The organism is Saccharothrix violaceirubra (assembly GCF_014203755.1).
In the GTDB taxonomy this organism is placed as follows: Bacteria; Actinomycetota; Actinomycetes; order Mycobacteriales; family Pseudonocardiaceae; genus Actinosynnema; species Actinosynnema violaceirubrum.
Map to the genome: position 1 here is coordinate 5,188,648 of NZ_JACHJS010000001.1, position 26,435 is coordinate 5,215,082.

18 protein-coding genes are annotated in these 26,435 nt (G+C 71.7%); 11 read left to right on the forward strand and 7 right to left on the reverse strand.

The features are described from left to right. Positions 1 to 5 precede the first annotated feature (5 nt). The 4 genes from F4559_RS23655 to F4559_RS23670 are packed head-to-tail and all read left to right on the forward strand — an operon-like array spanning position 6 to position 9,947. Positions 6 to 3,824 (forward strand): DUF6079 family protein, encoded by a 3,819-nt coding sequence (locus F4559_RS23655; protein WP_184672148.1) that lies wholly within the window; start codon positions 6 to 8, stop codon positions 3,822 to 3,824. Further along, on the forward strand, positions 3,824 to 6,520 hold the full coding sequence (pglZ, locus tag F4559_RS23660) for a BREX-2 system phosphatase PglZ (protein ID WP_184672151.1): 2,697 nt from the start codon (positions 3,824 to 3,826) through the stop codon (positions 6,518 to 6,520). Before F4559_RS23655 ends, pglZ begins: the two co-directional genes overlap by 1 nt. Continuing rightward, entirely contained in the window at positions 6,517 to 7,839 is a 1,323-nt protein-coding gene (gene brxD / locus F4559_RS23665) for a BREX system ATP-binding protein BrxD (protein ID WP_184672160.1), read from the forward strand. Before pglZ ends, brxD begins: the two co-directional genes overlap by 4 nt. After that, the gene (locus F4559_RS23670) at positions 7,836 to 9,947 is read left to right on the forward strand and encodes a DEAD/DEAH box helicase (RefSeq protein ID WP_312865790.1); all 2,112 of its coding nucleotides are present in this window, start codon (positions 7,836 to 7,838) and stop codon (positions 9,945 to 9,947) included. The genes brxD and F4559_RS23670 overlap by 4 nt, the downstream gene beginning before the upstream one ends. Before the next feature lie 170 nt (positions 9,948 to 10,117). On the opposite strand, the gene F4559_RS23675 is transcribed toward F4559_RS23670, so the two are convergent. Together F4559_RS23675 and F4559_RS23680 are read right to left on the reverse strand one after the other, a co-directional pair. After that, complete coding sequence (locus F4559_RS23675) at positions 10,118 to 10,762, reverse strand: class I SAM-dependent methyltransferase (protein ID WP_184672163.1); 645 nt, start codon at positions 10,760 to 10,762, stop codon at positions 10,118 to 10,120. A gap of 64 nt (positions 10,763 to 10,826) precedes the next feature. Beyond that, on the reverse strand, positions 10,827 to 11,915 hold the full coding sequence (locus F4559_RS23680; protein ID WP_312865791.1) for a TIGR03364 family FAD-dependent oxidoreductase: 1,089 nt from the start codon (positions 11,913 to 11,915) through the stop codon (positions 10,827 to 10,829). A 142-nt stretch (positions 11,916 to 12,057) separates the two neighbouring features. Here F4559_RS23680 and F4559_RS23685 point away from each other — a divergent pair, with 142 nt between their 5' ends. Further along, positions 12,058 to 13,503, forward strand: coding sequence for an alkaline phosphatase family protein (locus F4559_RS23685; RefSeq protein ID WP_184672173.1), 1,446 nt, complete (start codon positions 12,058 to 12,060; stop codon positions 13,501 to 13,503). Between the two features lie 42 nt (positions 13,504 to 13,545). Then, the gene (locus F4559_RS23690; RefSeq protein WP_184672175.1) at positions 13,546 to 14,589 is read left to right on the forward strand and encodes a zinc-binding dehydrogenase; all 1,044 of its coding nucleotides are present in this window, start codon (positions 13,546 to 13,548) and stop codon (positions 14,587 to 14,589) included. On the opposite strand, the gene F4559_RS23695 is transcribed toward F4559_RS23690, so the two are convergent. After that, positions 14,586 to 15,314: a GntR family transcriptional regulator gene (locus F4559_RS23695; RefSeq protein ID WP_184672177.1), complete on the reverse strand. Its 729-nt coding sequence runs from the start codon at positions 15,312 to 15,314 to the stop codon at positions 14,586 to 14,588. The two genes, F4559_RS23690 and F4559_RS23695, sit on opposite strands and share 4 nt — an antisense overlap. Positions 15,315 to 15,472: 158 nt before the next feature. On the opposite strand from F4559_RS23695, the gene F4559_RS23700 reads away from it, so the two are divergent. Genes F4559_RS23700 through F4559_RS23720 form a run of 5 tightly spaced genes read left to right on the forward strand, consistent with a single transcriptional unit; the run spans position 15,473 to position 19,508 of the window. After that, complete coding sequence (locus F4559_RS23700; RefSeq protein WP_184672179.1) at positions 15,473 to 16,375, forward strand: phosphate/phosphite/phosphonate ABC transporter substrate-binding protein; 903 nt, start codon at positions 15,473 to 15,475, stop codon at positions 16,373 to 16,375. Then, entirely contained in the window at positions 16,375 to 17,073 is a 699-nt protein-coding gene (locus tag F4559_RS23705; RefSeq protein ID WP_184672181.1) for a phosphonate ABC transporter ATP-binding protein, read from the forward strand. Before F4559_RS23700 ends, F4559_RS23705 begins: the two co-directional genes overlap by 1 nt. Further along, positions 17,070 to 17,894, forward strand: coding sequence for a phosphonate ABC transporter, permease protein PhnE (phnE, locus tag F4559_RS23710; protein ID WP_184672183.1), 825 nt, complete (start codon positions 17,070 to 17,072; stop codon positions 17,892 to 17,894). Before F4559_RS23705 ends, phnE begins: the two co-directional genes overlap by 4 nt. Then, on the forward strand, positions 17,891 to 18,529 hold the full coding sequence (locus F4559_RS23715; protein WP_184672185.1) for a phosphonatase-like hydrolase: 639 nt from the start codon (positions 17,891 to 17,893) through the stop codon (positions 18,527 to 18,529). The genes phnE and F4559_RS23715 overlap by 4 nt, the downstream gene beginning before the upstream one ends. 46 nt (positions 18,530 to 18,575) lie before the next feature. Beyond that, entirely contained in the window at positions 18,576 to 19,508 is a 933-nt protein-coding gene (locus F4559_RS23720) for a DUF6461 domain-containing protein (protein WP_184672187.1), read from the forward strand. Here the strand turns inward: F4559_RS23720 and F4559_RS23725 are convergent. The 4 genes from F4559_RS23725 to F4559_RS23740 all read right to left on the reverse strand — a co-directional run bounded on the left by F4559_RS23725 (position 19,501) and on the right by F4559_RS23740 (position 26,408). Beyond that, positions 19,501 to 20,517 carry a WxL protein peptidoglycan domain-containing protein gene (locus F4559_RS23725; RefSeq protein ID WP_184672189.1) on the reverse strand — a complete coding sequence of 339 codons (1,017 nt, stop codon included), beginning with the start codon at positions 20,515 to 20,517 and terminating at the stop codon, positions 19,501 to 19,503. The genes F4559_RS23720 and F4559_RS23725 overlap by 8 nt on opposite strands. Positions 20,518 to 20,529: 12 nt before the next feature. Then, complete coding sequence (locus tag F4559_RS23730) at positions 20,530 to 22,437, reverse strand: purple acid phosphatase family protein (RefSeq protein ID WP_221447359.1); 1,908 nt, start codon at positions 22,435 to 22,437, stop codon at positions 20,530 to 20,532. 210 nt (positions 22,438 to 22,647) lie between these two features. After that, positions 22,648 to 25,113 (reverse strand): phosphatidylglycerol lysyltransferase domain-containing protein, encoded by a 2,466-nt coding sequence (locus F4559_RS23735; RefSeq protein WP_184672192.1) that lies wholly within the window; start codon positions 25,111 to 25,113, stop codon positions 22,648 to 22,650. Further along, positions 25,110 to 26,408, reverse strand: a complete 1,299-nt coding sequence (locus F4559_RS23740) for an alpha/beta hydrolase (RefSeq protein WP_184672194.1) — start codon at positions 26,406 to 26,408, stop codon at positions 25,110 to 25,112. Before F4559_RS23740 ends, F4559_RS23735 begins: the two co-directional genes overlap by 4 nt. Positions 26,409 to 26,435: the final 27 nt, after the last annotated feature.

Below are 26,435 nucleotides of genomic sequence, written 5' to 3' on the forward strand. Positions count from 1 at the left end.
CGACCGTGAGCACTTCGGAGAAGTTCCTCAGGGACGTCATCGAGATCCCGGAGTCGGTGCACGCGGGCGACTTCAAAGTCGAGCTGTCCGGCGGGTTCGCGGACACCGAGGCCCGCGTCGCCGAGTACGTGGTCACCGACCAGCTCCGGACGGCGTTCGGCAAGGCGCTGTCGATTGTGCGGGCCGCGGTCCGCGACGGCAGCTCACACGCCGCCTACCTGCACGGCTCGTTCGGTTCCGGTAAGAGCCACTTCCTGACCGTGCTGCACGCGGTGCTGAACAACGAGCCGGCGGCCCGCGCCAAGCCCGGCCTGCAGCCGGTCGTCGCGGAGCACGACGAGTGGCTGCGCGGCCGGAAGTTCCTGATGGTGCCCTACCACCTCGTGGGCGCCGGGGACATCGACTCGGCGATTCTCGGCGGTTACGTCGCCACGGTGCGCGACCTGCACCCCGGTCGGCCTACACCACCGGTGTACCGGGCGGACGCGATGCTCGACGACGCCCGTCGCCAGCGCGCGTACGAAAACGACGACGAGAAGTTCGCACGGTGGCTCGGCAACGACGGAGGGCAGCACGGTGGCGCCGTCGGCGCCGGTGACGATCTCGACGTGATCGATGCCGGCGCGGTCACCACGTGGACGACGGCCCGGCTCGACCAGGCGTTCTCCGCCCCTGCCGGCGACCCGGTGCGTGGCGCGCTGGTCTCGGCGCTGCTGTCCGGCCCGATGTCGTCATACGCCCGCGGCGCGAGCGGTGACCGCGACGCGTTCATCCCGCTGGAAAACGGTCTGGCCGTCGTCAGCCAGCACGCGAAGGACCTCGGCTACGACGGTCTCGTGCTGTTCCTCGACGAGCTGATCCTGTGGCTGCAGGCCCACATGTCCGACCAGCAGTTCGTCAACACCCAGGTCGGCAAGCTGGTCAAGCTGATCGAGTCCGGCGTCGCCGACCGCGCCCTCCCGATCGTGTCGTTCATCTCGCGCCAGAGGGACCTGTCCAAGCTGGTCGGCGAAGACGTCACCGGCGCCGACGTGAAGAACCTCGAATCGCAGGTCGAGTACCTGGCCGGTCGTTTCGACGTGGTGAACCTGGACGACCGCAACCTCATCCCGATCATCAAAGAGCGGGTGCTCAAGCCGAAGCCGGGCGCGCGGGCCGCGCTCGACGACGCGTTCGCCGGTATCGAGTCCGCGAACGCGATGTCCCGGGACGTCCTGCTCGACTCGACCGGCGTGACCGGTGCGACCTGGTCGGACTTCCGCGACGTCTACCCGTTGTCGCCCGCACTGCTGAACGTCCTCGTGGCACTGTCCGGTGCCCTTCAGCGGGAACGGACGGGCTTGAAGCTCCTACAGGAGATGCTTCGTCGCCGCCGGGCCGACATGAAAGTCGGCGATCTGATCCCCCTCGGCGATCTGTGGGACGTGCTGTCGGACGGCACCGGCGAGGCGTTCACCGACCGCCTGCGTCGTGAAGCCGAAGCGGCGCAACGTTTCCACGCGAGGGTTCGCGCGCATTTGCTGGAGAAGTACGGCAGCTCGGGCGACCAGCGATTCGTCGCCGACGACCGGCTGGTCAAGACGCTGCTGCTCGCGTCGCTCACGCCCAAGGTGCCCGCGTTCGCGCAGCTGACCGGCGCCCGGCTGGCCGCGCTCAATCACGGCTCCATCAGGTCGCGTACCGTCGCGCCGGGCGACGTGGTGGTGAGCCGGCTGCGCGAGCTGCAGGGTCAGTTCGGCGAGTTGCGCTCGGACCGCGACGAAGATCCGATGTTCGCGCTGCACCTGTCCGATCTGGACATCGAGCCGTTGCTGGACGCGGTCGGCGAGAAGGACCGGGTCGGTGCCCGCCGGGTATGGGTGCGCGACCAGTTGTGGAAGGCGTTGGGGATCAAGGACTCCGGCGAGTTCGTGTCGGAGCGGGAAGTCGTCTGGCGTGGTACCCGACGCACCGCGGAGTTTGTCTTCGCCAACGTCCGCGACAGCCAGGAGTTGGTCGACGCGCAGTTCGGTCCCAGCCTGGCCGGGCGGGTGCGCTTCATCCTGGACTACCCGTTCGACTCGGCGGGGCAGCACCCCAGCGACGACGCGGCACGGGTCACGGGGCTGGTCCGATCGGGGTTCGATGCGGCGACCGTCGTCTGGCTGCCGCACTTCCTGTCGACGCAGAAGGCCGCGCAGCTCGGCAGACTACTGAAGATCGACTACCTGCTGGAGCGCGACCGGCTCGACGACTACGCCGTGCACCTGTCCGCCGACGACCGCATCCGGGTCCGGCACCAGTTGCAGGCCCAGCGCGACAACCTGACTTCACAGCTCACCGCGGCGCTGCGCCAGCTCTACGGCATCGCGCAGGCTGAGGAGAGCACGATCAGCGCCGAGGTCGGGCAACAGGGACACGTGATGTCCCTGTTGCCGGCGCACAAGCCACGCCTGCTCGCGGGTGCCGGGTTCGAGCACAACCTGTTCGCGCTGGCCGACGGGGTGTTCGAAACGCTCTACCCGAAGCATCCCGATTTCGACCCCCAGCGCAACCGCAAGCCGGTCACCACCGGCGAACTGCGCACGGTGCTGGGGTGGATCACCCGTGCCGCGGAGGACGGTGGCCGACGTGTCGTCGTCGACCGCAACCACCTGGCGCTGGTGAAGCGGATCGTGCACCCGCTGGAACTCGGAGAGGTCAGCGACGGCCCGCTGAACCTGTCCAACGAGTGGCGGCGGCGGATCGAGCAGTACGCCGCCCAACAGGGCGTGACCGGCGACTACGCCGTCGAGGACATCAGACAGTGGATCTCCGGGCTCGGCTTCACCGGTTTGGACAAACCCGTCGCCAACCTGGTCGTCGCGACCTACGCGCTGCTCGCCGACCGTGCGTGGCTGCACCACGGCGGTCCGACCGATCCACCGGACCTGGATCGGATCGGTCCCGGCTACGCGTTGCGGGCGCAGGAACTGCCCACCGCCGAGGAGTTCACCGCTGCTCGCACGAGGGCGATGAGGCTGTTCGGCGTGCACGTGCCCGACGCGCTGTTCGCCCGCAACGTCAACCGACTCGCGGCAGAGATCCGGACGCAGATCGCCGCGCACGAGTCAGCGGTGAACGGAGTCCGCGTCTCGCTGGGCAAGCACGCGGCGGCGCTGGGCGTCACCGACGCGGACGCGCGACCGCGAACCGCGCGGGACGCGGCGGATCTGCTGGCCGCGCTGTCGACCCTGCACGACGCGACTCCGATGCTCCGGCACCTGGTTCGCGTCGCGTACGACGCCACGGACGAAGTGGTCGGCAACGCGATCAAGTCCGCGGTGTCGGTGCTGTCCGCGCTGGACAAGGTCGACTGGTCCCTCCTGGAGTCGGTAAGGGGATTCACCGGTCGTGAGGACGGCGTAGGCGACCGTGCCCGCCGGCTGGTCTCCGATGTACGGCTGGCCGCGGCGGACGACGAGTTCAACCGGCCGCTGGCCCCGGTGCTGGATTCGATCAGGCGGGACGCGGTCGCACTGATCAGTGAAGCGGCGCGTCTCGCCGGAGCCGCCGCCGGCACGACCTCCGGGAACCGGGTGATCGTCGAACCGGTGCCGCCGGTACCCGAGGGGGGCGCCGACCAGATCAGCTTGACCGACCACGGCACTCCCGCGGTGCCCGGTGGGAGCGGCGACAAGCCGGCCATGACGCCTCGCCGGCACGTAGTGCGGTCCAGTGCCGTGGAACGTGAACTGGCCGGGATCATCTCCGACATCCGGCGGGAGATCCACGCCTACGCCGGCCGACACCCGGGCGGGCGCATCGAGATCACCTGGCGCGTGGTGGCAGAGGAGGAATCCTGATGGTGGCGCCACCCGAGGTGAACCGACGCATCGTCGAGTCGCTGCTGGAAGCGGAACTGCCGCATGCCGGCGACCGCCGGCTGGTGCTCGTGCACGGTCGTTACGACGAGTCGTCGCCGAGCGAGTTCGCCCTGCGGGTGGGCGGCCGGCAGCGCCGGGTCACGGTGACCGACCAGCGGTCGGTCCTCGGCATCGTCGACGCGTGGAGGCGACACCGGGTGGGTGCGGACACCGACGACGTGCTCGTCGTGACCACCGGGGTGGACGACGCCCAGCTCGGCTGGAACCTGCGCGGCCACGCCGTCGGCCGGGCGACACGCACGGTCGACCGGGCCGAGATCGTCAAGCAGCGGTTCGGCGCGGTCGACATCGACCCGCGCATCCGCCGCGAACGCTGGCTTGTCGACGCGTTGCTGGCGGCCGAGCCCGCCGCCGGCTGGCGTCGCTCAGGCCCCGTGCTGACCCGGGACACCGCCGTACGTGCGTTGATCGGGGCACGGGTCGGAGGTACCGAACTCGCCGAGGGGACGCTGGACGCGAGCAGCCTGCTGAGCTGGTCGCGCACCGCGGCGGGTTCGGCCTTCGCCGCCCTGCCCGAGGCGGAACAAGCGGGACTGTCCTCGTGGTTGGTGGAGAACGTCGGCGCGGCGGCGGTGGTGGTGATGTCGCTCGCCGCCGCCGGACAGGCGGACGACGTGATGGCACTGGGGGTGCTCGCGTCGGCGATCGCCGGGCCGAACGCCTCGACCGACGCGGCCCTGGCGATCGGTGGCCTGCTCGGACGGGTCCGCCCACGCGGCAACGAACTCCAGGCGTTCGTGGACGCGGTCGAGGGCGTACTCGACCGGTGGGCCGGGGAGGCTGCGACCGGCACCGCGACCGGGCAGGAAACCCGCCGCCAAGTGCTGGACGTGGTGCGCCGGGCCGACGATTTGGCCGTCTCCGCGGACCTCACCGCGAGCCTCACCGCGAACCGGTTCCTGCCGAGCAGCTTCGACGCCCGGCTGCGCGACCTCGCCGGCGCGCTGGCCCGGGGACCGCACAACGCCGCCGACACCGCACTACGCGCGGTCGAGGAGCACGCGCTGGCGCGGTTGTTCCCCGGACGCGCCGCCGCGGCGGCCACGGCCGTCCGCCTCGCGCGCTGGATCGCCGAGCCCGAGGACGATGTCGAATCCGTCGCCTCGGGAGTGCGGAACCACCTCGCGGACTGGGCGTGGGTGGACCGTGCGCTGGCGCTGCTGTGGATGGGCGACAGCGTGCACGACCCGGTCGTCGGGCAGGCGTACCGGTCCGTGCACGACGCCGCGCGTGCCCGCCGGGACAGGCTGGACGAGCGGTTCGCCAAGCACCTGGCGGTGTGGACCCGGCACGCGTCGACCCAGGACACCGGTGGCTGTCTGGTGATCGAGGACGTGCTCGGCCAGGTCGTCGCACCGTTGGCGGGCGGACACCGGTCCCCCCTGATGATCGTGCTGGACGGCATGAGCGGCGCGGTCGCCACCGAACTCGGCGAGCAGCTTGCCGCACGGGGGTGGGAGGAGGTCTCGCCGGAGGCCGACACGCGGGTCGTCGCCGTCGCCGCGATCCCCTCGGTGACCCGGGTCAGCCGTGCGAGCCTGCTCACCGCCGGCCTGGCAAGCGGCGACCAGTCGAGCGAGAAGTCCGGGTTCGAGGCGTTCTGGCGTCGACACCGCAGGACGGCCTCGCTGTTCCACAAAGGAGAGATCGGCGGCCATGCGGGGCAGCGGCTGTCGGACGATCTCGTCACCGCACTGGCCGGCGACGAGATCGTCGGTGTCGTGCTCAACACCGTCGACGACGCCCTCGACCACGGACGTGAAGGCGACCGCACCGGATGGCGGGTCGGTGACGTCACCTACCTGGCCGACCTGCTGGACGCCGCCCGCGCCTACGCCCGGCCTGTCGTGCTGGCCTCCGACCACGGGCATGTGCTGGAACGAACGGAGCCGGGCTCCGGGCCGATCGACGCGCCCGGTGTCGAGTCGGCCCGCTGGCGTACCGGTACACCTCGGGAAGGCGAGGTCTCGCTGACCGGGCCCCGGGTGCTCGACGGTGGTGGCAGCGTAGTCGTGCCCTGGCGTGAAGACATCCGCTACACACCGCGTAAGGCCGGCTACCACGGTGGCGCGTCACTCGCCGAGATGGCGGTCCCGGTGCTGGTCCTGCTCCCCTCGGTCGACCTGATGCCGACCGGCTGGCACCTGTTGTGCCCGGAGGCGGTGACACCCGCGTGGTGGAGGCGTCCGGTCGAAGCCGCCACGCCGGCACCCGCGCAGCGGCGCAGGCCACAGCGCGCCGAGCCCCGCGCGGACGAACGGTCCACACCGCTGTTCCCGGTCGAAACAGCGAGCCGGGACGCCGAGACTTTGGGCCGCCGGGTGGTCGCGTCGAAGATCTACGACGCGCAGAAGGAGTACGTGCCGAAGGCTCCCAAGAAGCCCGAGGTCGCGGCCGTGATCGACATGCTCGCCGCGGCCGACGGAACGCGCTCGCTCACTTCCGTCGCCACCGCGGCAGGTCGGTCGGGACGCAATCCGGAGTTCCTCGTCAGCACCCTGCAGCGGCTGCTCAACGTCGAGGGCTATCCGGTACTGTCCTCTGTGGATGGTGGTCGCACGCTCAAGCTCGACCTGGAGCTGTTGTGCGAGCAGTTCGGGGTGGAGAAGCCGTGACCGGTCCCGTCAGCGAGGCCCGCCGCCGTGAGGTCGTCGCGGCCTTGCGGCGGGGTACCGTCCCACAAGCCGGGCTCGACCTGTTCGCGGTGGGACTCGACCGGTTCGTCACCGCGATGGACGAAGACCTCGCCACCGCGTCGAAAGGTGGCGCCGCGTTCCACGCTGTGCGGGGCGAGTACGGCTCGGGCAAGACGTTCTTCGCCCGCTGGCTGGCCGAGCGGGCCAAGCGGTCGGGGCACGCGACGGCCGAGGTCCAGATCTCGGAGACCGAGACTCCCCTGCACCGGTTGGAGACGGTGTACCGGAGGTTGACCGAACGGCTGACCACGGCGACGCACCGACCCAGCGCGCTCGGCCCTGTTGTCGATTCCTGGTTCTACACCCTTGAGGAGGAGGTCCTCGACGCGGGCGAGGTGGCCGAGGACGACCGGGACGCGTTGTCCGAAGCGGTGGACGCACTGCTGGAACAGCGCCTTGCGGAGGTCGCCCGCACGACACCCGCGTTCGCCGCGGCCCTGCGCGGTTACCGACGCGCACGGGTCGAGGGTGACGCCGCGACCGCCGAGGCGCTCATCGCCTGGCTGGGCGGGCAGAAGTCCGTCGCGACGTCCGCACGTCGGGCCGCCGGAGTGCGGGGCGACCTGGACCATTTCGCCGCCCTGGGATTCCTCCAGGGTCTGCTGACCGTGCTCCGTGACTGCGGCCACCCTGGCCTGCTGCTCGTGCTCGACGAGATCGAGACGCTGCAACGGGTTCGGACGGACGTTCGGGAGAAGGGGCTCAACGCGCTCCGGCAACTGCTGGACGAGATCGACGCGGGTCGCTTCCCCGGGCTGTTCCTCGTGATCACCGGGACGCCTGCGTTCTTCGACGGACAGCAGGGCGTGCAGCGCCTGGCCCCGCTGGCACAGCGCTTGGCCACCGATTTCACCACCGACGCGAGGTTCGATTCCCCCAGGGCGGTGCAGCTGCGACTGCCCGGGTTCGACCTCGACCGCTTGACCGAGCTCGGCAGCGCCGTCCGCGACCTCTACGCCGGGGTGGCACGTCATCCCGACCGGATCGGATCCATCGTCGACGACGCCTACGTGGCGAAGCTGGCCGCGGCCGTGACAGGGGGGCTCGGCGGCCGGGTGGGTGTGGCGCCCCGGATCTTCCTGCGCAAGCTCGTAGCCGATGTGCTGGACCGGGTCGACGAATACCCGGAGTTCGATCCGCGGGTCCACTACGCCCTGACGATGACCTCCGCCGAGTTGACCGAGGTCGAGCGCAACGCCGCGGCCGGCGCGGACGACATCGAGTTGGACATGCCGTGACGGACGGCTCCGACGACCTGCACCCGACCCTGGCCCACCACATCGTGAACACGCTCGGGTGGAGGTCGATGCGACCTCTGCAGTCCGCGGCGGTACGGCCGCTGGTCACGGGCGATGACGCCCTCCTCCTCGCACCCACGGCGGGCGGCAAGACCGAAGCCGCCTGCTTCCCTTTGCTCAGCGCGATGGAGCGGCACCGATGGACCGGCTTGTCAGTGGTCTACGTGTGCCCGCTCAAGGCGTTGCTGAACAATCTCCTCCCGCGCCTGGAGTCCTACGCGTCGTGGCTGGGGCGTCGCGCGGCACTCTGGCACGGTGACACGACCTCGTCCGCGCGCCGGGGCATCCTGCGTGAGCCTCCGGACATCCTGTTGACCACGCCCGAGTCCCTCGAAGCGATGCTGGTGAGCGCGAACGTGGACCACAAACGCGTGTTCGCCGACCTGCGCGCTGTCGTCGTGGACGAGGTGCACGCGTTCGCGGGTGACGATCGGGGCTGGCACCTGCTCGCGGTCCTGGAACGCCTCACCCGGATCGCCGGGCGGCCGGTACAACGGGTGGGCCTGTCGGCGACCGTCGGCAATCCGCATGACCTGCTGACCTGGTTGCAGGGCTCCGGCCGAGGATCCCGCCCCGCCCAGGTCGTCGCGCCGGAAGCCGACAGTCCGCCCACCGCCCCGGCATCCGTCGACATCGAAGTGGACTACGTGGGCTCGGTGTCCAACGCCGCCACGATCATCGCCACGTTGCACCAGGGTCGGAAACGGCTCGTGTTCTGCGACTCGAGGCAGCTGGTCGAGGAACTGGGCGCCGCGCTGCGCTCCCGCGGCGTCACCACCTTCCTGTCGCACGCGTCGTTGTCCGCCGACGAACGACACCGTGCCGAGCAGGCATTCGCCGAAGCCCGCGACTGCGTGATCGTCTCGACCAGCACGCTCGAACTGGGCATCGACGTCGGCGATCTGGACCGGGTGATCCAGATCAACACACCCCGCTCCGTCGCCTCGTTCCTGCAACGGCTGGGCCGCACAGGACGCCGGCCGGGCACGACCCGCAACTGCCTGTTCCTCGCGATCCGACGGGACGAAGTGGTGTGGACGTCGGCACTGCTGCTTCTGTGGAGCCGGGGCTACGTCGAACCGGTGACCGCACCACCCGAGCCGCGGCACATCGTGGCCCAACAGCTGCTGGCGCTGTGCCTGCAGGAGAACCGCATCGGGGCACGGCTGTGGGATCGGGAGTGGAACGGGTTGACGCCGTTCGACCGCAGTGCGGAGCCGGTTCTCGGACACTTGACGGACAACGGATTTCTCGACCGGGACGGCGAACTGCTGTTCATCGGTCCCACCGCCGAACAGCGGTTCGGCCGACGGCATTTCATGGACATGACGGCCGTGTTCACCGCGCCGCCGCAGTTCACCGTGTTCCACGGACGCCGCGAGATCGGCCGCACGGACCCGGCGCTCCTGACGGAGAAGGTGGAAGGACCGCGACTGCTCCTGCTGGCCGGGCGCAGTTGGCAGGTCGGCTGGATCGATTGGAAGCGCCGCCGGTGTTTCGTGGAGGAAGCGGATCGCGGCGGCAAGGCGCGCTGGCACACCTCGGGCATCGGCGGCGCGTCCTTCGACCTCACGCGGGCGGCGCGGGAGGTGCTGCTCGGTGAACGGCCGCCGGTCACGCTGACCCGACGTGCGGAACGCGCGCTCGCGGACGAACGTGAGGACGCGGGAAGTCGGGTGTACCCCGGCGGCACGGTGATCACCTCGGACGGGGTCGACACCCGGTGGTGGACCTGGGCCGGTTACCGGGCGAACGCCACCCTCGCCGCCACCTTGTCGGACCTTCTCGACGAACGGCAGCGAGTCGACGACGCCTCGATCCGCCTGCGCAACGACCTGAGCCGCGAAATGTGGCGGGTGGCGACCACCGGCGCATCGGGACGGCTGGTGCTGCCGGAGGTCGACGAGCAGGCTCTCACCGGGCTGAAGTTCGGCGAGGCGTTGCCCACGCGCCTGGCGGTGGCGACATTGGCGACCCGCATCGCAGATGTCCAGGGTGCGACCCGAACGCTCGCGGAACCAGTCCGTCACCACGTCCGGCCCCGTTGACGTCGCCGCACGACATGGTCGTCCGGGGCCACCGGCGAACAACCTTGCGCACGGTCCAGAGCGTGTTCCGCTGGAGCTTCGACCTGACTCGCGGTGTGGAAACCGGAACTCCTTCCTGCCGAACCACAAGCGATCCGGGAGTTCCTTCGGAAGGTTCCCACCGACAAGCGTCAGACCGGCCGGGCCCGGACCCAGCTCCTGTCCTCGGTCAGGAACGACTCCAGCTCCAGGTCCGCGGCGCGCAGGCACGCCGCCAGGGCATCGTCGTCCAGCAGGTGGTTGGTGATCCGGTGCGTCCAGACCTGCCCGTCCAGCCGGTATTCCAGCGTGGCCACGATGAGGTCGTCGCCGACGCGACGGATCTCCCCCACGCTCACCTCGCCCCCGTCGGAGTCACCGTGGCTGGGCACCGCGCGTTCGACCAGGACCACGCCGTCGTCGCGCACGTGCGCCCGCGCGGTGTCCAGGAAACGGCGGCCCAGCGCCGGTCCGGCCGAGTTGATCAGGAACGATCCCAGCACCACCGCGTCGAACCGCCGGTCGAGGCGCAGCTCCTCGATCGGGGCGCACACCACCTCGGTCCGCACGTGCGCCAGCATCTCGGGCGATTCGTCGACGCCCACGACGGGATGCCCCAGGGCGAGCAGCGGGTGCGTGACGCGCCCGGCTCCGCAGCCCAGTTCGAGGATGGCCGCGCCCTCGGCGACGGCCCGGTGCACGACCTCGGGTTCGCGACGCGCCGGCGACCGGGCGAAGAAGCCCACCGGACTGCCGTCGGGCGCGATGGCCCCCGGTCCGTTCCCCGACTGCCCCATCGCGCCCATACGACCAGGATGGCACGGTCCGCGGACGCGGTGTTCCCGCTTTCGCCGTAGCGGGTCACAGCCCGTCGAGCACGGTGGGCGCGAGACCGAACGCCGTCGTCATGCCGATCCCCGACGTCACCGACACCACCCGCGTCGTGGGGTGCGGCGCGGCGACGAGGAATTCGCCGGGCGCGGACGCGTACACGCCCGTCCACCGCCGCCGCACGGTCAACGCCGCCACGCCCAGCAACCGGGCGGCCTCGCGCAGCACCAGCTCGTCGACGTCCTCGTCCAGGAACGGTCCGTGCGTCAGGGCGTAGTGGTGGGTGTCGCCGACGACGAGGTTGCCGTCGGGACGCTGCGTGAACATCAGGTTCACCACGGCGTCGAGCAACTCCGGTCGCGTACGTGCGATCCGGGCCCGCACGTCGGCCGCCGCGGGGGTCGCGGCCAGGCCCGCGTAACGCAGCATCGACAGTCCGGAAAGGACAGCCGGTTCGACCACGTGGCCGCCGGGCGACGCCACCTCGAACATCCGCAGCCGGCACCGCGTCAGCCCGGCCTCGTCGGCGAGGTCGGGCAGCAGCCGGTCGACGTCGTGGCCGACCGCGACCACCACGGCGTCGGCCGCCACGACCCCGCGCGTGGTCCGCACCAGGCCCGGCTCGACCGACGTCACGGCCGTACGCCACCGGAAGTCCACGCCCCGCGCGGAAAGCCACGCGGCGAGCGCGGGCACGACCTCGCGCGGATCGACCCGCAGGTCCAACGGCAGCAGGGCCGCGCCGACGACGTCGTCCGCGACCAGCGGCAGCGGGACCTTGTCGAGCAGCCGCACCTGGGAGTCCCCACGCAGCCGCGCGAACTGGCTCAACACGGCCATTTCGTCGTCGGCCCGCGCGAGCACGACCGTGCCCGCCCGCCACACCCGGAAACCGACGCGCTCGGACAGGTCGAGCCACGTACGCCGGGCCGCCAACGCGAGGTCGAGCGCGTGACCGTCCTGGGCCGTCACGCACACGTGGCCGAAGTTGCGGATCGATGCGCCGACCGCGCGTTCGTCGCGGTCCAGCACGACCACGCGCATGCCCCGCCGCACGCCTTCGACGGCGTGCGCCAAGCCGACGATGCCCGCGCCGACGATCACCAGAGTGGGTTCCACAGCGCCGACCCTGCGTCCACCACCCCCGAGTTGCAAGACTTGTACTGACAAGTTTCCCAGTTATTCACCCTGATCGCAGGCCACCTCCCCCACGATTGACCGGCACTCGTATGGTCAAGTTCCCGCAGAGAAGGAGAAGCGCGTGGGTTCCCTGCGCAACCTCGCCGCGACCGGTCTCGCGCTCGCCGCGCTGACCACCCTCCCCCTTCCCCAGGCCACCGCCGCCGCCACGCCCAAGGTGCTCGTCATCGGCGTCGACGGCCTGATGCTCGACCGGATCGCCGCCGCCGACGCCCCGGCGCTGGACAACCTGATCGCCACCGGTTCCGCGAACAAGACCGTGCTCTACGCCAACCCCATGGCACCCACGCTGTCCGGTCCGGGCTGGGCGACCATCGCCACCGGCGTGTGGCCCGACAAGCACGGCGTGCTCGGCAACACGTGGGGCACCACGGGCCACCGGCTCGCCGACAACCCCGACTTCCTGACCCGCCTGGAACGCGCCGACCGCGCCACGACCACCTATGCCATCGCGACGTGGTCCCCGCTGGTCACCACGTCGGCGGGCACCGCGATCTTCGGCTCCGAGGTCGACCTGCGCGTCTCCTCGGGCGGCGACCAGGCCACCGCCGACCAGGCCGCGCAGCACATCCGCACCACCGACGCCGACGCCGGGTTCCTGCACTTCGACGACGTCGACGCGGCCGGGCACGGCTGCGGCGCGGCCGGCGCGTGCTACCGCACCGCGATCACGGCCGTGGACAAGCGGATCAAGCAGGTCCTCGACGCGGTCGCCGCGCGCCCGACCCGGGCGCAGGAGGACTGGACGATCATCGTCACCGCCGACCACGGCCACACCGACACCGGCGGCCACGGCGGCACGAGCCAGTCCGAGCGCTCGTCGCTGATCATCTCCAACCGCCCGGCCACCGCGCCGAAGAACGTCGACGTCGCGGCCACCGTGCTGGCCCGCTTCGGCGTCCCCACCGCGGGTCTGGACGGCCGCCCGCTGGGCACCGCGTCCACCGACCCGTTCGACACCGTCACGCTCAAGCCCGCCGTGCACGAGGCGATCCCGGTGCTCGGCTGGTCCGACACCGCGCCGAACGGCTGGCGGATCGACGACACCGGCATGGGCACCGGCGGCGTGACCGAGTGGCACGGCTGGGCGTTCACCAACGACGACTTCTGGACGCGCACCGAGGCCGGCCAGAACCGGGAGACGAACGTGCGCGCCCGCGGCGTGTTCGCCGTCGCCGACTCCGACGAGTGGGCCGACCGCGCCCGCACCGGCAAGTTCACCAGCGCGCTGGTGTCGCCCGCGTACGACGTGACCGGCCGTTCCCAGGCCGCGGTCTCGTTCAGCTCGCACTACCGCAAGGAGGGCACCGAGACCGCCACGGTGTCGGTGTCGTTCGACGGCGGTGCGGCGCGGACCGTGCTGACCTACACCGGCGACGTCGTCGCCAAGATCGAGAACATCGCGGTCGCCGTGCCCTCGGGCGCCAAGAAGATGACCGTAACCTGGAAGCTCGCCAACGGCGACAACAACTGGTTCTGGGCCGTCGACGCCCCCGCTCTGAACTAGCACCGTGAACCAGCACTGTGAACTGACCTAAAAGGACACACCATGCTCCGCGAGCACGCCCGCTACGCCAGGTGGGACGGCGTCGGCACGCCGTTCGCCCTCGTGACCACGCCGCTGTCCGAGCCCGGACCGGGCGAGGTGCTGGTCCGCGTGGACCTGGCGACCGTGTGCGGCAGCGACCTGCACACCGTGCACGGTCGACGCCCCTCCCCCGTGCCCGGCGTACTGGGGCACGAGCAGGTGGGCACGGTGCTCGCGGTCGGCGACGACGTCCCCGCGTGCGTGGACGGCACCCCGGTGACGACCGGACTGCGGGTGGTCTGGTCGGTCACCGCGTCGTGCGGTTCCTGCGACCGGTGCGCGCGGGGCATGGCCCAGAAGTGCCGGGTGCTGCGCAAGTACGGGCACGAGCGGTGGGACGCGGACGCGCCGCTGACGGGCGGGTTCGCGTCCCACTGCGTCCTGGTGCCGGGAACGGCCGTCATGCCGGTCCCGGCGCACGTCCCCGACGAGGTGGCCGCGCCCGCGTCGTGCGCCACGGCGACGGTCGCCGCGGTGGTCGCCGCCGCCGGGCCCCTGGCCGGACGACGTGTCCTGGTCACCGGCGCGGGCATGCTCGGCGTGACGGCGGCGGCCATGGCGTCCCGATCCGGCGCCCACGTGGTGGTCCTCGACCCCGATCCGGGTCGACGGGCGCAGGCGATCCGGTTCGGCGCCGCCGAGACCCCGGAGGCGGCGCCGGTCGAGGACGTCGACGTCGCCCTGGAACTCTCGGGCCGCACCGAGGCCGCCCAGGCGTGCCTGGGCGCGGTGACGATCGGCGGCACGGTCGTGCTCGCGGGCACGGTGTCGCCCGGTGCGGCGATCGGTCTGGACCCGGAACGGGTGGTGCGCGGTCTGCACACGATCGTCGGCGTCCACAACTACCGCGCGGCGGACCTGCGCACCGCGGTCGACTTCCTGGCCGCGCACGACGATCTGCCGTTCGCCGGGCTGGTGTCCGGGCGGTTCGCGCTCGACCGGCTCGACGACGCGATCGCCGCGGCCCGCACGTCCACCGCACCCCGGCAGGCGGTCGTCCCCTAGAACGCGACGGCCCGCGTACCGCGCGTGTTCGTCACGGTCACGGTGGCCACGTCGGGCCGGTAGCGGTCGTCGGACCACTCCAGGGGCACGCCCCTGGAGTCGGTCGTCAACCGCCGTTCCCGCAGCAGCGGCGTGCCCTCGTCGACCTCCAGCAGCGACGCGTCCAGGGCGTCGGCCGCCACCGCGTCGAACGTGTGCCGGGCCGAGTGCAGGTCCACGCCCTGCTCGATGAGCAGCGCGTAGATCGACCCGGCGTCGAGGTCGGCGTCGAGCAGCGGCCGGCCGACGGACTCCACGTACGTCATCCGCTCGACCATCGCAGGCCGGCCGTCGAGCAGCCGCAACCTGAGCAGCTGCACCACGACGTCGTCCGGGTCGACCTCCAGTGCCGCCGCGACGGCGGGTTCCGGGCGCCGCAACGCGATCTCGCGCAACCGCTGCCCCGGCACGTGCCCGGTCAGCTCGGCGCGGCGCGTGAACGACAGGAACGACTCGAAGGGCTGGGCGGGCACGGCGTCGAGCACCACGGCCCGCCGGCCCTGCCCACCGCTGATCAACCCCTCGTCGCGCAACGCCGCGAGCGCCTGGCGGACGGGTCCGCGCGAGGCCGAGAACTCCCGGCAGAGCTGGGCTTCCGACGGCACCGCCTCGCCGACCGCGAGTTCGCCGCCGCGGATGCGCCGACGCAGTTCGGCCGCGACCGTCCGGTGCAGGGGTGTCGACATGCACCTGACTCTACAAGTCGCACTCACGTCGTGGCGCGGAATGCACTCGGGCCTACACCAGGTGAACAGAGCATGACTTGTCAATACAAGTCGTTGACCCGGACGGCTCAGGGTTGCGAAGGTCTTCCCGAATCCCCCGCCTCCCCCGGAGCCCCATCATGCGCCTTACCGCGCTTGCCACCGCCCTGATCACCGCCACCCTGACGCTGACCGCCTGCGGCGGGTCCGCCGACGAGGCCGCGTCCTCCCCCACGTGCCCCGACGGCAAGGTCCGCTTCGGCGTCGAGCCGTTCGAGGACCCCGAGCGCCTCACCCCGGCCGCCCGCGTGCTGGCCGACGCCCTGTCCAAGTCGCTGAACTGCCCGGTCGAGCTGACCGTCACCGAGGACTACGCCGCCGAGGTCCTCGCCATGGAGAACGGCAAGCTCGACATCGGCGTCTTCGGCCCGCTCGGCTACGTGTTCGCGAGCAAGCGCGCCAAGGCCGAGGCCGTCGCGTCGTTCGGCGAGGCCGACGGCAGGCTGTCCAGCTACACGGCGGGCATCTGGGTGCCCGTCGGCTCGGACATCACCGGTGTCGACAAGTTGCGCGGCCGGTCCCTGGCGTTGAGTTCGGTCGGCTCCACCTCCGGCGACGCCCTGCCGCGCAAGGCGCTCAAGGACGTCGGCATCGCCGAGACCGACCTGAAGATCTCCTACGCGGGCGGCCACCCCGAGGCCCTGCTGGCGTTGACCAACGGCTCGGTCGACGCCGCCGAGATCAACTCGCAGCAGCTCGCGAGCGCCACGGCCGCCGGCACGTTCGACAAGTCGAGGTTCCGCCAGGTCTGGACGTCCGCGCCGATCCCGAACGACCCGATCACCGTGCGCGGCGACCTCAAGCCCGAGTTCAAGACCGCCGTCAAGGACGCGCTGCTGGGCCTGTCGCCCGAGGCGGTCAAGGAGATCGGCGCCCTGCTCGACGTCGACCCGCCCGGCAGGCTCGTCGCCGTCGACCGCTCGACCTACCAGCCGCTGTTCGACCTCGCCGAGACCCTGGGCCTGACCGAGAAGGACGTCTGATGCTGGCCTTGAGCGGCATGACGGTCCGCTACGGCGACCGCACCGTGCTGCACGGCGTGGACGTCACCGTGGCCGGCGGCGAACTGCTCGCCGTCCTGGGCGCCAACGGTTCGGGCAAGTCGACGCTGCTGCGCGCCGCCGCCTCCCTCGTCCCGGTGGCGGCGGGCCGCGTGACCGTCGACGGCCGGCCGTGCGGCCGGTTGGACCTGGCGCTGGTGTTCCAGCGGATCCACCTCGTGCAACGCCGTTCGGTGCTCGACAACGTGTGCGCCGGCGCGTTGGGCCGCCTGCCGCTCGGGGCCTCGCTCTTCGGTTTCCCCCGCGACGTGCGCGAGGAGGCGATGGCCTGCCTGGACCGGGTGGGCCTCGCCGACCGCGCGCACGACCGCGCGGGCAGCCTGTCCGGCGGCCAGCAGCAACGCGTGGCCGTGGCGCGGGCGTTGTGCCAACGCCCACGCGTGGTCCTGGCCGACGAACCCGTGTCGGCCCTGGACCCGGCGGCCTCGGAGCAGGTCCTGGCGTTGCTGGCCGAACTCGCGCACGTCGAGGGCCTGGCGGTGCTGGCCGTCCTGCACCAGCCGGCGCTCGCCGCCCGCCACGCCGACCGCGTGGTGGGCCTGCGCGACGGCCGCGTGGTGCTGGACGGCCCGCCGGACCAGCCCGTCGACGCGCTCTACCCGACCCTGGAGGCGGCGTGATCACCGTCGACCGGCTTCCGGTTCCCCCGAAACCCAAGCGCCCCAAGGCGGTCCTGTTCGGCTGGCTGATCGCGGCGGCCGTCGTGGCCGCCCACGTGATCGCGTGGGACGCCACCGACGTGTCGTTCGGCGCACTGGTCGAGGGCTGGGAGGGCATGGCCGACTTCCTGGGCGAGGCGATTCCGCCGGACCTGTCGTGGAAGGTGCTCGGCCCGAGCCTGTCGGGCGCGCTGGTGACGTTGTGGATCGGCCTGCTGGGCACGGCCCTGTCGATCCCGCTGTCGCTGCTGCCGGCGTTGGCGGCGGCCAAGGGCACCGCCCCGTCGGCGTGGGTCTACCAGGCGTCCCGGGCCGTCCTGTCGTTCCTGCGGGCCGTACCCGACGTGGTGTTCGCGCTGATCTTCGTGACGGCGGTGGGCCTGGGCCCGTTCCCCGGCGTGCTGGCGTTGGTGTGCCACAACGTCGGCGTGATGGGCAAGCTCTGGGCCGAGGCCCTGGAGGACGCCGACCCCGGCCCGCCGCAGGCACTGCGTTCGGCGGGCGCCGGCCGCATCCAGGTGGCCGTGCACGCCCTGTTCCCGTCGGTCCTGCCGCAGCTGGCGGGGCTGCTGATGTACCGCTTCGACGTGAACGTCCGCTCGTCCCTGGTGCTGGGCCTGGTGGGCGCGGGCGGCATCGGCTTCCTGATCAACCAGTCCATCAAGCTGTTCAAGTTCGACGAGATGCTCACCCACATCCTCGTGGTGGTCGTGCTCGTCGTGGCCGTGGACCGCCTGTCGGCGACCGTCCGCGCCCGCCTGTCCCGAGAGGAAACCCGATGATCACCCTGGCCGCCTTGGACATCGCCGGCACGACCGTGGACGAGGGCGGTGCCGTCTACCGCACGCTGGCGTCCGTAGTGGCCGACCGGGGCATCGACGCCGACATCCGGCCGTGGATGGGCGCGGACAAGCGCGAGGCGCTGGCGGCGTTGACGGGCACGGACGACGTGGAAGACCTGCACACCGAGTTCGTGACCCGGCTGCGCGCCGAGTACGCCGCCACGCCACCGACCCCGCTGCCGGGCGTCACGGAGGCCCTGGCGACGCTGCGCGCCAACGGCGTCCGCGTGGTCCTGACGACGGGTTTCGACCGCCAGATCACGGATCCCCTGCTGGAATCGGTGGGCTGGCGCGTGGACGAGCACCTGGACGCCGTGGTGTGCGCCTCGGAGGTCGGCGGCGGCCGGCCCCTCCCCCACATGATCCACCGCGCGATGGCGTTGACCGGCACGACCGACCCGGCCGACGTCCTGGTGGCGGGTGACACGGTCCTGGACGTGCGCGCGGGGCGGGCCGCCGACGCGGGCTACGTGGTCGCGGTCCTCACCGGTGCCCAGACCAAGGCGGAACTGTCGGCGGAACACCCGACCCACGTCCTGGCCGGTGTCCGCGACGTGCCGACCCTGCTGTTCTGACCGACCTCTACCCTCGGACCCTCGGCACGATCAAGGGGGATTCCACATGACGGCACTCGACGATCTCTCGTGGGCCGACGCCCACGCCGGTCACGACCGGTTCCTCGGCGAGATCTTCTGCTTGACGTTCATCCGGGACGTGGACGGTCCCGAGGCACTACGGCGCATAGGCGGCTTACCCGACACGGTGGCGACCCGCACGCCCGAGGAGTGCGCGGCACTGCACGACTTCGACCACGGCTACCCGGACCTGGCCGCCGCCCTGTCGCTCGGCACGTGGACCGTCCTTTTCGAACCGTCCGGCTTCACCGGCTCGAACCTGGTGGACACGTTGTCCCGCGGCACCGAGGCGGTCTCGGTGCTGCGGCACGACTACGCCTCCAACGCGTTCGACCACGCGATCGACGGCAGTCCGGTCACGGGCTTCGATCCCGACTTCCCCGTATACCGGCACGGCACCGATCCCGACCGCCTGCTCCCGCACATGCGCGAACTGGGCTTCTCGGACGAGGAGGACGGCGCCTTCGACGATCACCCCATCGCACGGGCGTTGCGCCTGGCTGAACTGATCACCGGTGTCCTGCCCTCGTTCGAGGCGCTGTGCGGCCCGTTGCCCAGTGCCCACGTCGAACCATGGTTCAGCGCCGCACCGAAACCCCCGGCCGCACGCCCCGGCTACGACGGTCCGCTCGACGCCGTCGCGGAGGCACGGCGACTCGCCGCCCTCCACGGCGTGACCGACACTCCGGAACTCGCCGAAGCCCTCGCGGCGGCCGAACGCGCCGAACGCGTCACGATCACGCCCGACAGTCCGCTCGGCCGCCACGTCCGCGCCTGGCTCACCGAGTCGAACCGGGCCGGCTGGTCGCTCAACGACCACGGTGGGCGTGGCCGCATGACCGACGCCGACCGCGACCGCGCCCACGGCCTGGGCTGGTTGGCCCGAGCCCTGGGCGCCGCTGTCGACCAAGTCACCTGACCCCGGTCAACGCCTCCTCGACCGCCTCGGCGATCCGCCGGTCGGTGGCCGCCCGACGTCGGCGTGCCCGCAGCCGCAGCACCACGACCAGCCCGGCCACCGCCACGAGGACGAGCAACGCCACCCACGGCACGGCCCAGGTGCCGGTCTCGGCCGTCACCTCGGCCAGGGCACCGCCACCCGCGACCTGGGGCACGAGCCGCACCGACGCGTCCAGCCACACCAGGGGCGCCACGTCGGCGAAGGGCACGGTGAAGTCCGACCCGGCACCGGGAAGCAGCTCCGGCACGCTCACGGACCGCTCCCGGCCACCGAGTCCGAACAGGCCCTCGACCGCGATCGTCTGCGTACCGCCCGCCCGCAGGTTCCCGGTGTTGGTCACGCGGAACGACACCGTGGCCGTGCCGAACCCGAACGGGTTCCCGTCGTAGGCCACCGACAGTCCTTCGATCGCCAACGCGGGCTTCTCCTCGCCCGTGACCCGCAGGTGGACGCGGCTGCCGAGCCTGCGGTCGACCCGCACGCCGCCGGAACTCTCCGGCACGGCCAACGACGTGACGATGCCGCCGCTGTGGTCGCCGGGTCCCGCGTCGGCCGGAACCGTGATGGTGAAAGGGACTTCCACGGCCGAGCGCGCCGGAACCTCCACTTGGGACTGTGCCAGGGCCACCCAGGTGCCGAGGTCGGTCGAGGGTTGGCCGGCCGGCAGCAGGTCGAGCTGGCCGGACGTGGTCGTGAACCCGTCGGCGGCGTAGACCAACAGCGTGATCGGGCGGTCGCCGTGGTTGGCGATGGCCACCGCGTCGCGGATCGTGTCGCCGGGAGCCGCCGAGTAGCCGTAGTTGGGCCGACCGTCGGTACCGGCCGGGCGCACGCCCCACGTCACCGACTCCTGGGCCGACGCGGGTGTCGTGATCCCGAGGAGGAACACGACGAGGACGAGCAGGACGCGCAACGGCATCGGGGTCTCCCAAGAAGAAGACGGGGTGGCGCGGAGAACCCGCGCCACCCCGAAGGACGATCAGCCCAGTGCGGTCAGGGTGAGGGTCGCGCGGTACGTGCCGTCGGCCACCGTGATCGGCAGCCGCAGGTCGAGGTCGGCCCGCAGGACCGACGACCCGGCCGCGTGACCCGCCGGCGCGCTGCCCAGCGTCGCCGAGCGCGCCAGACCGTCGCCGGACAGGAAGCCGGACGCGACGGCGGCACCGGCCACGGCGCCACCGGCGTTGTCGCCCAGGAACGGCGACCAGCCCAGGTACTTGCCGCCGACCGCGCGGCCCGCCGACGTGAAGTCGCCGACCTGGCCGGACAGCGACCACGGCGCCGACGTGATGCGGGTGTCGGTGACGCGCACGGGGTTGAGCGTGCCGCGGGCGGCGAAGTGGTCGCCGGACTCCTTGGCCGTGCCCAGGTCCACGACGCCGTTGCCGCCGTCGATGCTCCACACCAGCTCGCCCGGCGCACGCTCGGGCACGGTCACCTTGACGCGCTGCTCGTCGTCGCCGACCGGCGCCTCGATGCCCGCCTCGGTGACGAACTTGGTGCCGTTGCGCTTGGTGATGGTGAAGCTGTCGAACAGGTCGCCGACCTTGTGCGGCTCGGGCGAGTTCGCGGTCTTCTCCGCGACGTAGGAGCGGTACGTGACGGTGTCGCCGTTGACCGAGATCACCTGGTACGTGGTCACGCCCTGGCCGCGCCGGACCTGCGTGGCGGCGTTGCGCGTCCACACGTTGTCGTTGGCGGGCGCGAGCGTGTAGTGCTTGGCACCGGAGTTGCTGACCGCGTACACCGGGCCGGTGGTGATGCCGGGCGTGGCGGTGGCGTCGGAGTTCTTGTAGCCGCGGGCGTAGGTGTGGTCGTGGCCCATCAGCACCAGGTCGATGCTGTGCTTCTCGAACACCGGGACCCAGTTGTCGCGCAGCAGCGGCTCGTCACGGCCCTCCGCGCTGCTGTACACCGGCTGGTGGAAGGTCACGACGGACCACTTGTTCGGGTTCGTCGCCAGCACGTGGTCAAGCCACGCCGCCTGGAACTCGATCCACAGCGCGTCCGGCTCCGGGCAGTCGACGGCGCACGCGGGCAGCGACGCGGGAGTCAGGTAGCCCGTGCTCTGCGTGGCGTTGAGCGTGATGAAGCGGACGCCCTGGAAGTCGCTGAAGTAGACGGTCTCCTTGGCGACGTCGTCCCAGTGCGCGAAGTAGGCGGCCGTCTGCCGGGCCGCGTCGGTGTCGCCCTTCGCCCGGTCGGCGAGGGCGCCGATCGTGGTCAGGCCGGGGTGGTTCGCGGGGTACTCGAAGTTCATCTTCCAGTTCCGCAGCGCGCCGTCGTTCTTGTACTCGTGGTTGCCGGGCGCGGCGAGGACCTGGGTGGTGGCGGCGCTCTCACCCATGCCGGCGAACCAGTTGGTCCACTGGATCTGGGTGCTGGAGTCGATCAGATCACCGGCGTGCACGCTGCCGGCCGAGTTCGGGGCCTTGGCATTGGCCGCGGCGACGACGGCGGGCCACGTCGACTCGAGGCCGATCTGGGCGTCGCCGTAGTAGAGGAACTCGAACGGCTTGGCGCTCTTGGCGGCCGAGCGGAACTGCCGCCACCTGCTCCACTCGGTGCCGGTGCCCACGCGGTACTCGTACGCGGTGTCGGCGGTCAGGCCGGTGGCCGTGGCCGAGTAGTGCGTGTAGTCGACGCCGTTGAGCGTGCTGGTGTCGACGGCCGCTGCGGCGATGTCGACGGCGGACCCGCCGACGGGCCGCAGCTGCACCGTGCCGCCGCCGACGTCGGTGCTGCGCCACGTGAAGCTCTGCGACTCGGTGGGCGTCGCGGTGGGCGTGAGGATGACCCGGCTGACGTTCGCCGTGTCAGCCGAGGCCGAGCCGGGGAGGGCGAGGGCCGCGGCCACCACCGTCCCGGCGAGGGCGACGGCCAACACGGCGCGTCTTGACTGCTGGGGGGACATGCTGCGGGTGCTCCTTCTGCTCGAGGTCGTCGTCCCGCACGCTCGCAAGCAGTTCGAACAAGATGAGCAACTTTCACAAAACTGCGGGTGACCTTATGTCGACGGATGGGCATACCGGACATAAGCAAAGAGCGACACATCCGGGACCTTGCGTCACCGGACCGTCCACAGCGGCCGGTCGGGTCACCCGCTCGCGACCCGGCCGGCCCGGTCGCCCGCCGTGGTGCGCCGCCGCGTCCGGAGGAACATCCGGGTGGCCAGGCGGAAGCCCTGACGGGCGTTCAAGTGGGGCAGGTAGGCACGGCCGACCGCGTTCGCGATGCGGGGCAGCGCCGCCGAGTCCGGGTAGGCCATGAACATCGGGCGGTACGTCGGTTGGAACTTCGCCTTGAACGCGAACAGGGAGCGGAAGCCGTAGACCGGTTCCAGGACCTGACCGGTGAAGTCCAGGACGCGTTGCAGCGCGCGGGGGCGTTCGCCCCGGTCGAGCCGGGCCAGGGGTGCGCCGGACAGGCTCAGGAACTCGGCGCCCTCCGCGCGGAACCGCTGGGCGGCCGAGGCGATCAGGAACTCCATCGAACCGGCGAAGCCGTGCGCACGGCGGCGCATGAGGTCCAGCGTCCACCCGACCACCCGACCGTCCGCGTACACCGGCAGCCAGCTCGTGATGCCGTGCACCGTGCGATCGCCGTCCACCGCGAGCAGGCAGCGCACGCCGTCGCCCGCCAGTTCCGCCAGGCCGCCCAGCGTGAAGCCCATCTCGGGCAGGCCCTTGTCCGCCACCCACTGCGCCGAGATCGACCGGACCTGGTCGGTGATCGCGAACGGGGCGTCGGCGTACGTGCACCACTCGGCCGTGATGCCGGCCTTGGCCGCCCGGTTCGACGCCGTGCGCACGTCCTGCCACTTCTTGCCGGTAAAGCTCAGACCGGGCAGGTCGATCACGGTGTCCTCGGCGACCTGCACCGCCGACCACCCCAGGCGCTCGACCGCCTCCCGCGTCTCAGCGCCCACGCTGTACAGGCAGGGCGTCCACCCGTTGTGCGCGCAGAACTCCGTGAACCCGCGGACGGCCTCGACGCGCGCCGGTCCGACCGGGTCCCCGATCGTCAGCGCGATCGTCGCCACGACCCGGTACGCGATCGCCGTCCCGCCGTCGGGCGTGAACCAGTACTGGTTGCCGCGCCACGTGGTCATGTACGACAACGACGAACCGCCGTGGCGCCGCACCAGTTCACGAGCGCGTTCCGCCGCTTCCGCGCCCGAGCACGGCCACGCGCGCCACGACGCCATCAGCAGACCGGTCATCACGATCAGCCAGAACACCACGCCCGTGTACTCGAACAGCAGCGCGCCCACGAATCCCTCCGCGGCGAACTGCAAGGGCACCAGGTCGAGGTACCCCGGCGGGAGGAACCGCGTCGGCAGGTCCGCGAGCAGCCGCAGGAACCCCGGCTCGGGCGTGAACTGGTCGCGCACCAGGTACCCGCCGAAGACGTAGAGCGCCGACAACAGGGCCACGCTGCCGAACGTGAACCGCCGGAACCGGCGCGCGGCGTGTCGGGGCAGGCGCACGGTGAAGTGCCCGCGCGTCACCACCAGCACCACCACCATCGCGAGCGGTGCCAGCATCGGGACGGCGAGGGAGAACGCGGCCTCCCCCACCCCCGCGTCCGGGAACCGCGCGACCGCCATGAGGTACCACCCGATGAACCCGGCGTACGCCGCGTTGGACACCAGCGCCGACCACCACGCGAACACCCGACCGCGGCGCAGCCCTTCCGCCAGCACGAGCAGGAGCAACGCGGGCAGCAGCGACATCACGAGCGCGGGGAAGCGGTCGTACGTCAGTTGGATCGTCATCGTCCGGCACGCGTCGACCATGTCCGCGCCGCACACCTCGTCGACGAACTCCGGCGACGGTTGGGTGACGACCACGACGTCCGCGAACCACGACAGCGGGCCGTTCGGGTAAGGCGACATCATCGCCACGACCGGGCCGAGGGCCGAGGCCGCGAGCAGCAACGCGACCAGCACGCGCGTCTCCTGCACCGAACGCGTCCTCGGCACGGGCCCGCGTCTCAGGAACACCACCCCGATCAGCGCCCCCGCCATGCCGCCGGACAACCGGAGCACGTCCAGGAGCCACCCCGAGTACAGCGCGAGCACCAGCGACGACAGGATCGTCAACAGCCGGACGCGCCGCCGCCACGGCGGCGGGATCCGGAACGACAGCGCCAGCGCCAGCCCCACCCCGCCGATGGACGGCCCCACCGCGACCTCGCCGTCCAGCGATTCCAACCACGACCAGTGCAGCTCCCGCCCGGACAGCACCAGACCGAGGCCGAGTGCCACGCCCGTCACGTGCGCCGCGAGGAAGATCGCCGCGGTCCGCGCCGCGCCGAACACGCGTTCCGCCCGGGGACCGAACCCGAGCAGCAGCACGGTGGTCGCCAGGTAGCCGAGCGGGTCCGTCGACCACAGCGCCGAGCCGAGCATCGTCCATAGTGGACTGCCGAGGCCGACGCCCACCCGGTCGAGCAGGTCGTCGTCGCGGCCCTGGACGACACCGGTCAGCGTGCCGACCGTCCAGTAGCAGATCAGGAACGCGCACGTCAGCGGTGCGCGGCGGAGGAACCGGACGATCATCCGACCAACCCGGTCCGCGCCGCGAGCCACGGCAGGGACCCGAAGAGCCCCTGCCGCGCCAGGTTCCAGTCGTGACCGTTCGGCAGTTCGTTCCACAACACGTCCATTCCGGCTTTGCGACAGGCTTCGAACACGGCGGCGTCGGCCTGCCGGTACGTGCCGTCGTCACGACCCGCGACGATCACACCCGCCGTGCCCGGGAACCGCCCGCCCGCGAGGATGTCCAGGGGGTTGACCCGCGTGAAGGCGGCCTCGTCGCCGCCGAACGCCGCCTTGACGGTCTCCTGGCGGGTGCCCAGCGTGGGTTCGCCCTGAGGCGCCAGCGCGATGAAGTTGCCGTACACGTCCGACGCGCGCACAGCCAGCTGCACCGAGCACGTGGCACCGTGCGAGAAGCCCGCGACCGTCCACGCTTCACGGCGTTCGTCGACGGTCAGCCGCCGTTCGATCCACGCGGGCACGTCGCGGGCCAGGTACGTCTCGGCCCGGCCGAGGGCGGAGTCGAGGCACAACGGGTTCGCCGTCGCCTTGCCCAACTGGTCGGCCACGACGACGACCGGCGCGAGCCCGTCGTGCCCGCGCGCGTACGCGTCCAGGTTGTCCGCGAGCCGACCGCCGTCGAACCAGTCGCGCGGACTCCCCGGCTGTCCCGCCATCAGCACGACGACCGGCAGCCGAGGGCGCGGCGTCGCGTGGTAGGCGGGCGGCAGGTACACCCACGCCGGCCGGGCCTGGAGCGCGCCCGGGATAGTCACCTCGGACACCGTGCCGCGGTCGGGCAGCCCCGCGGGCCGCCGCCAGACGTCCGCGAGCCGCTTGCCCGCCGGCACCTCGACCACGTCGGTCGGCGGCGGTGCGGCGGCGTCGAGGTCGACCCGGTCGTTCCGGAAGACGTCCAGCACCGCGCGCGTGTTCGGGTACTGGCCGAAGTACGCGTTGGCGGCGACCAGGCCGCCCGCCGCCACGGCCGCGGCCAGCACCACCCCGAGGACCCGCCCGTACCAGCGTCCGGACCGCAGCCGCAGGACCGCCAGCGCCGACGCGACCAGCACCGCACCCGACCACACGGCCAGGACCGGCGGCAACGGCTCGGGCCACGGCTTCCACACGTGGTCCACGACCAGCGTCGCCCCGGTCACGACGAGCGCGCACACCGACACGACGACCGGCAGCACCCGGGTCCACCAGGTCCGGTTCCTCCGGATCGCGAGGTATGCCAGGGCGAGCGCGGCCACGACGGTCGCGGTGACGGGAATGGGTCCCTCGATCAGGGACAGGTCCAACGGGCCGGCCATGCGCCCGATCCTTCAGGAGATCTTCAG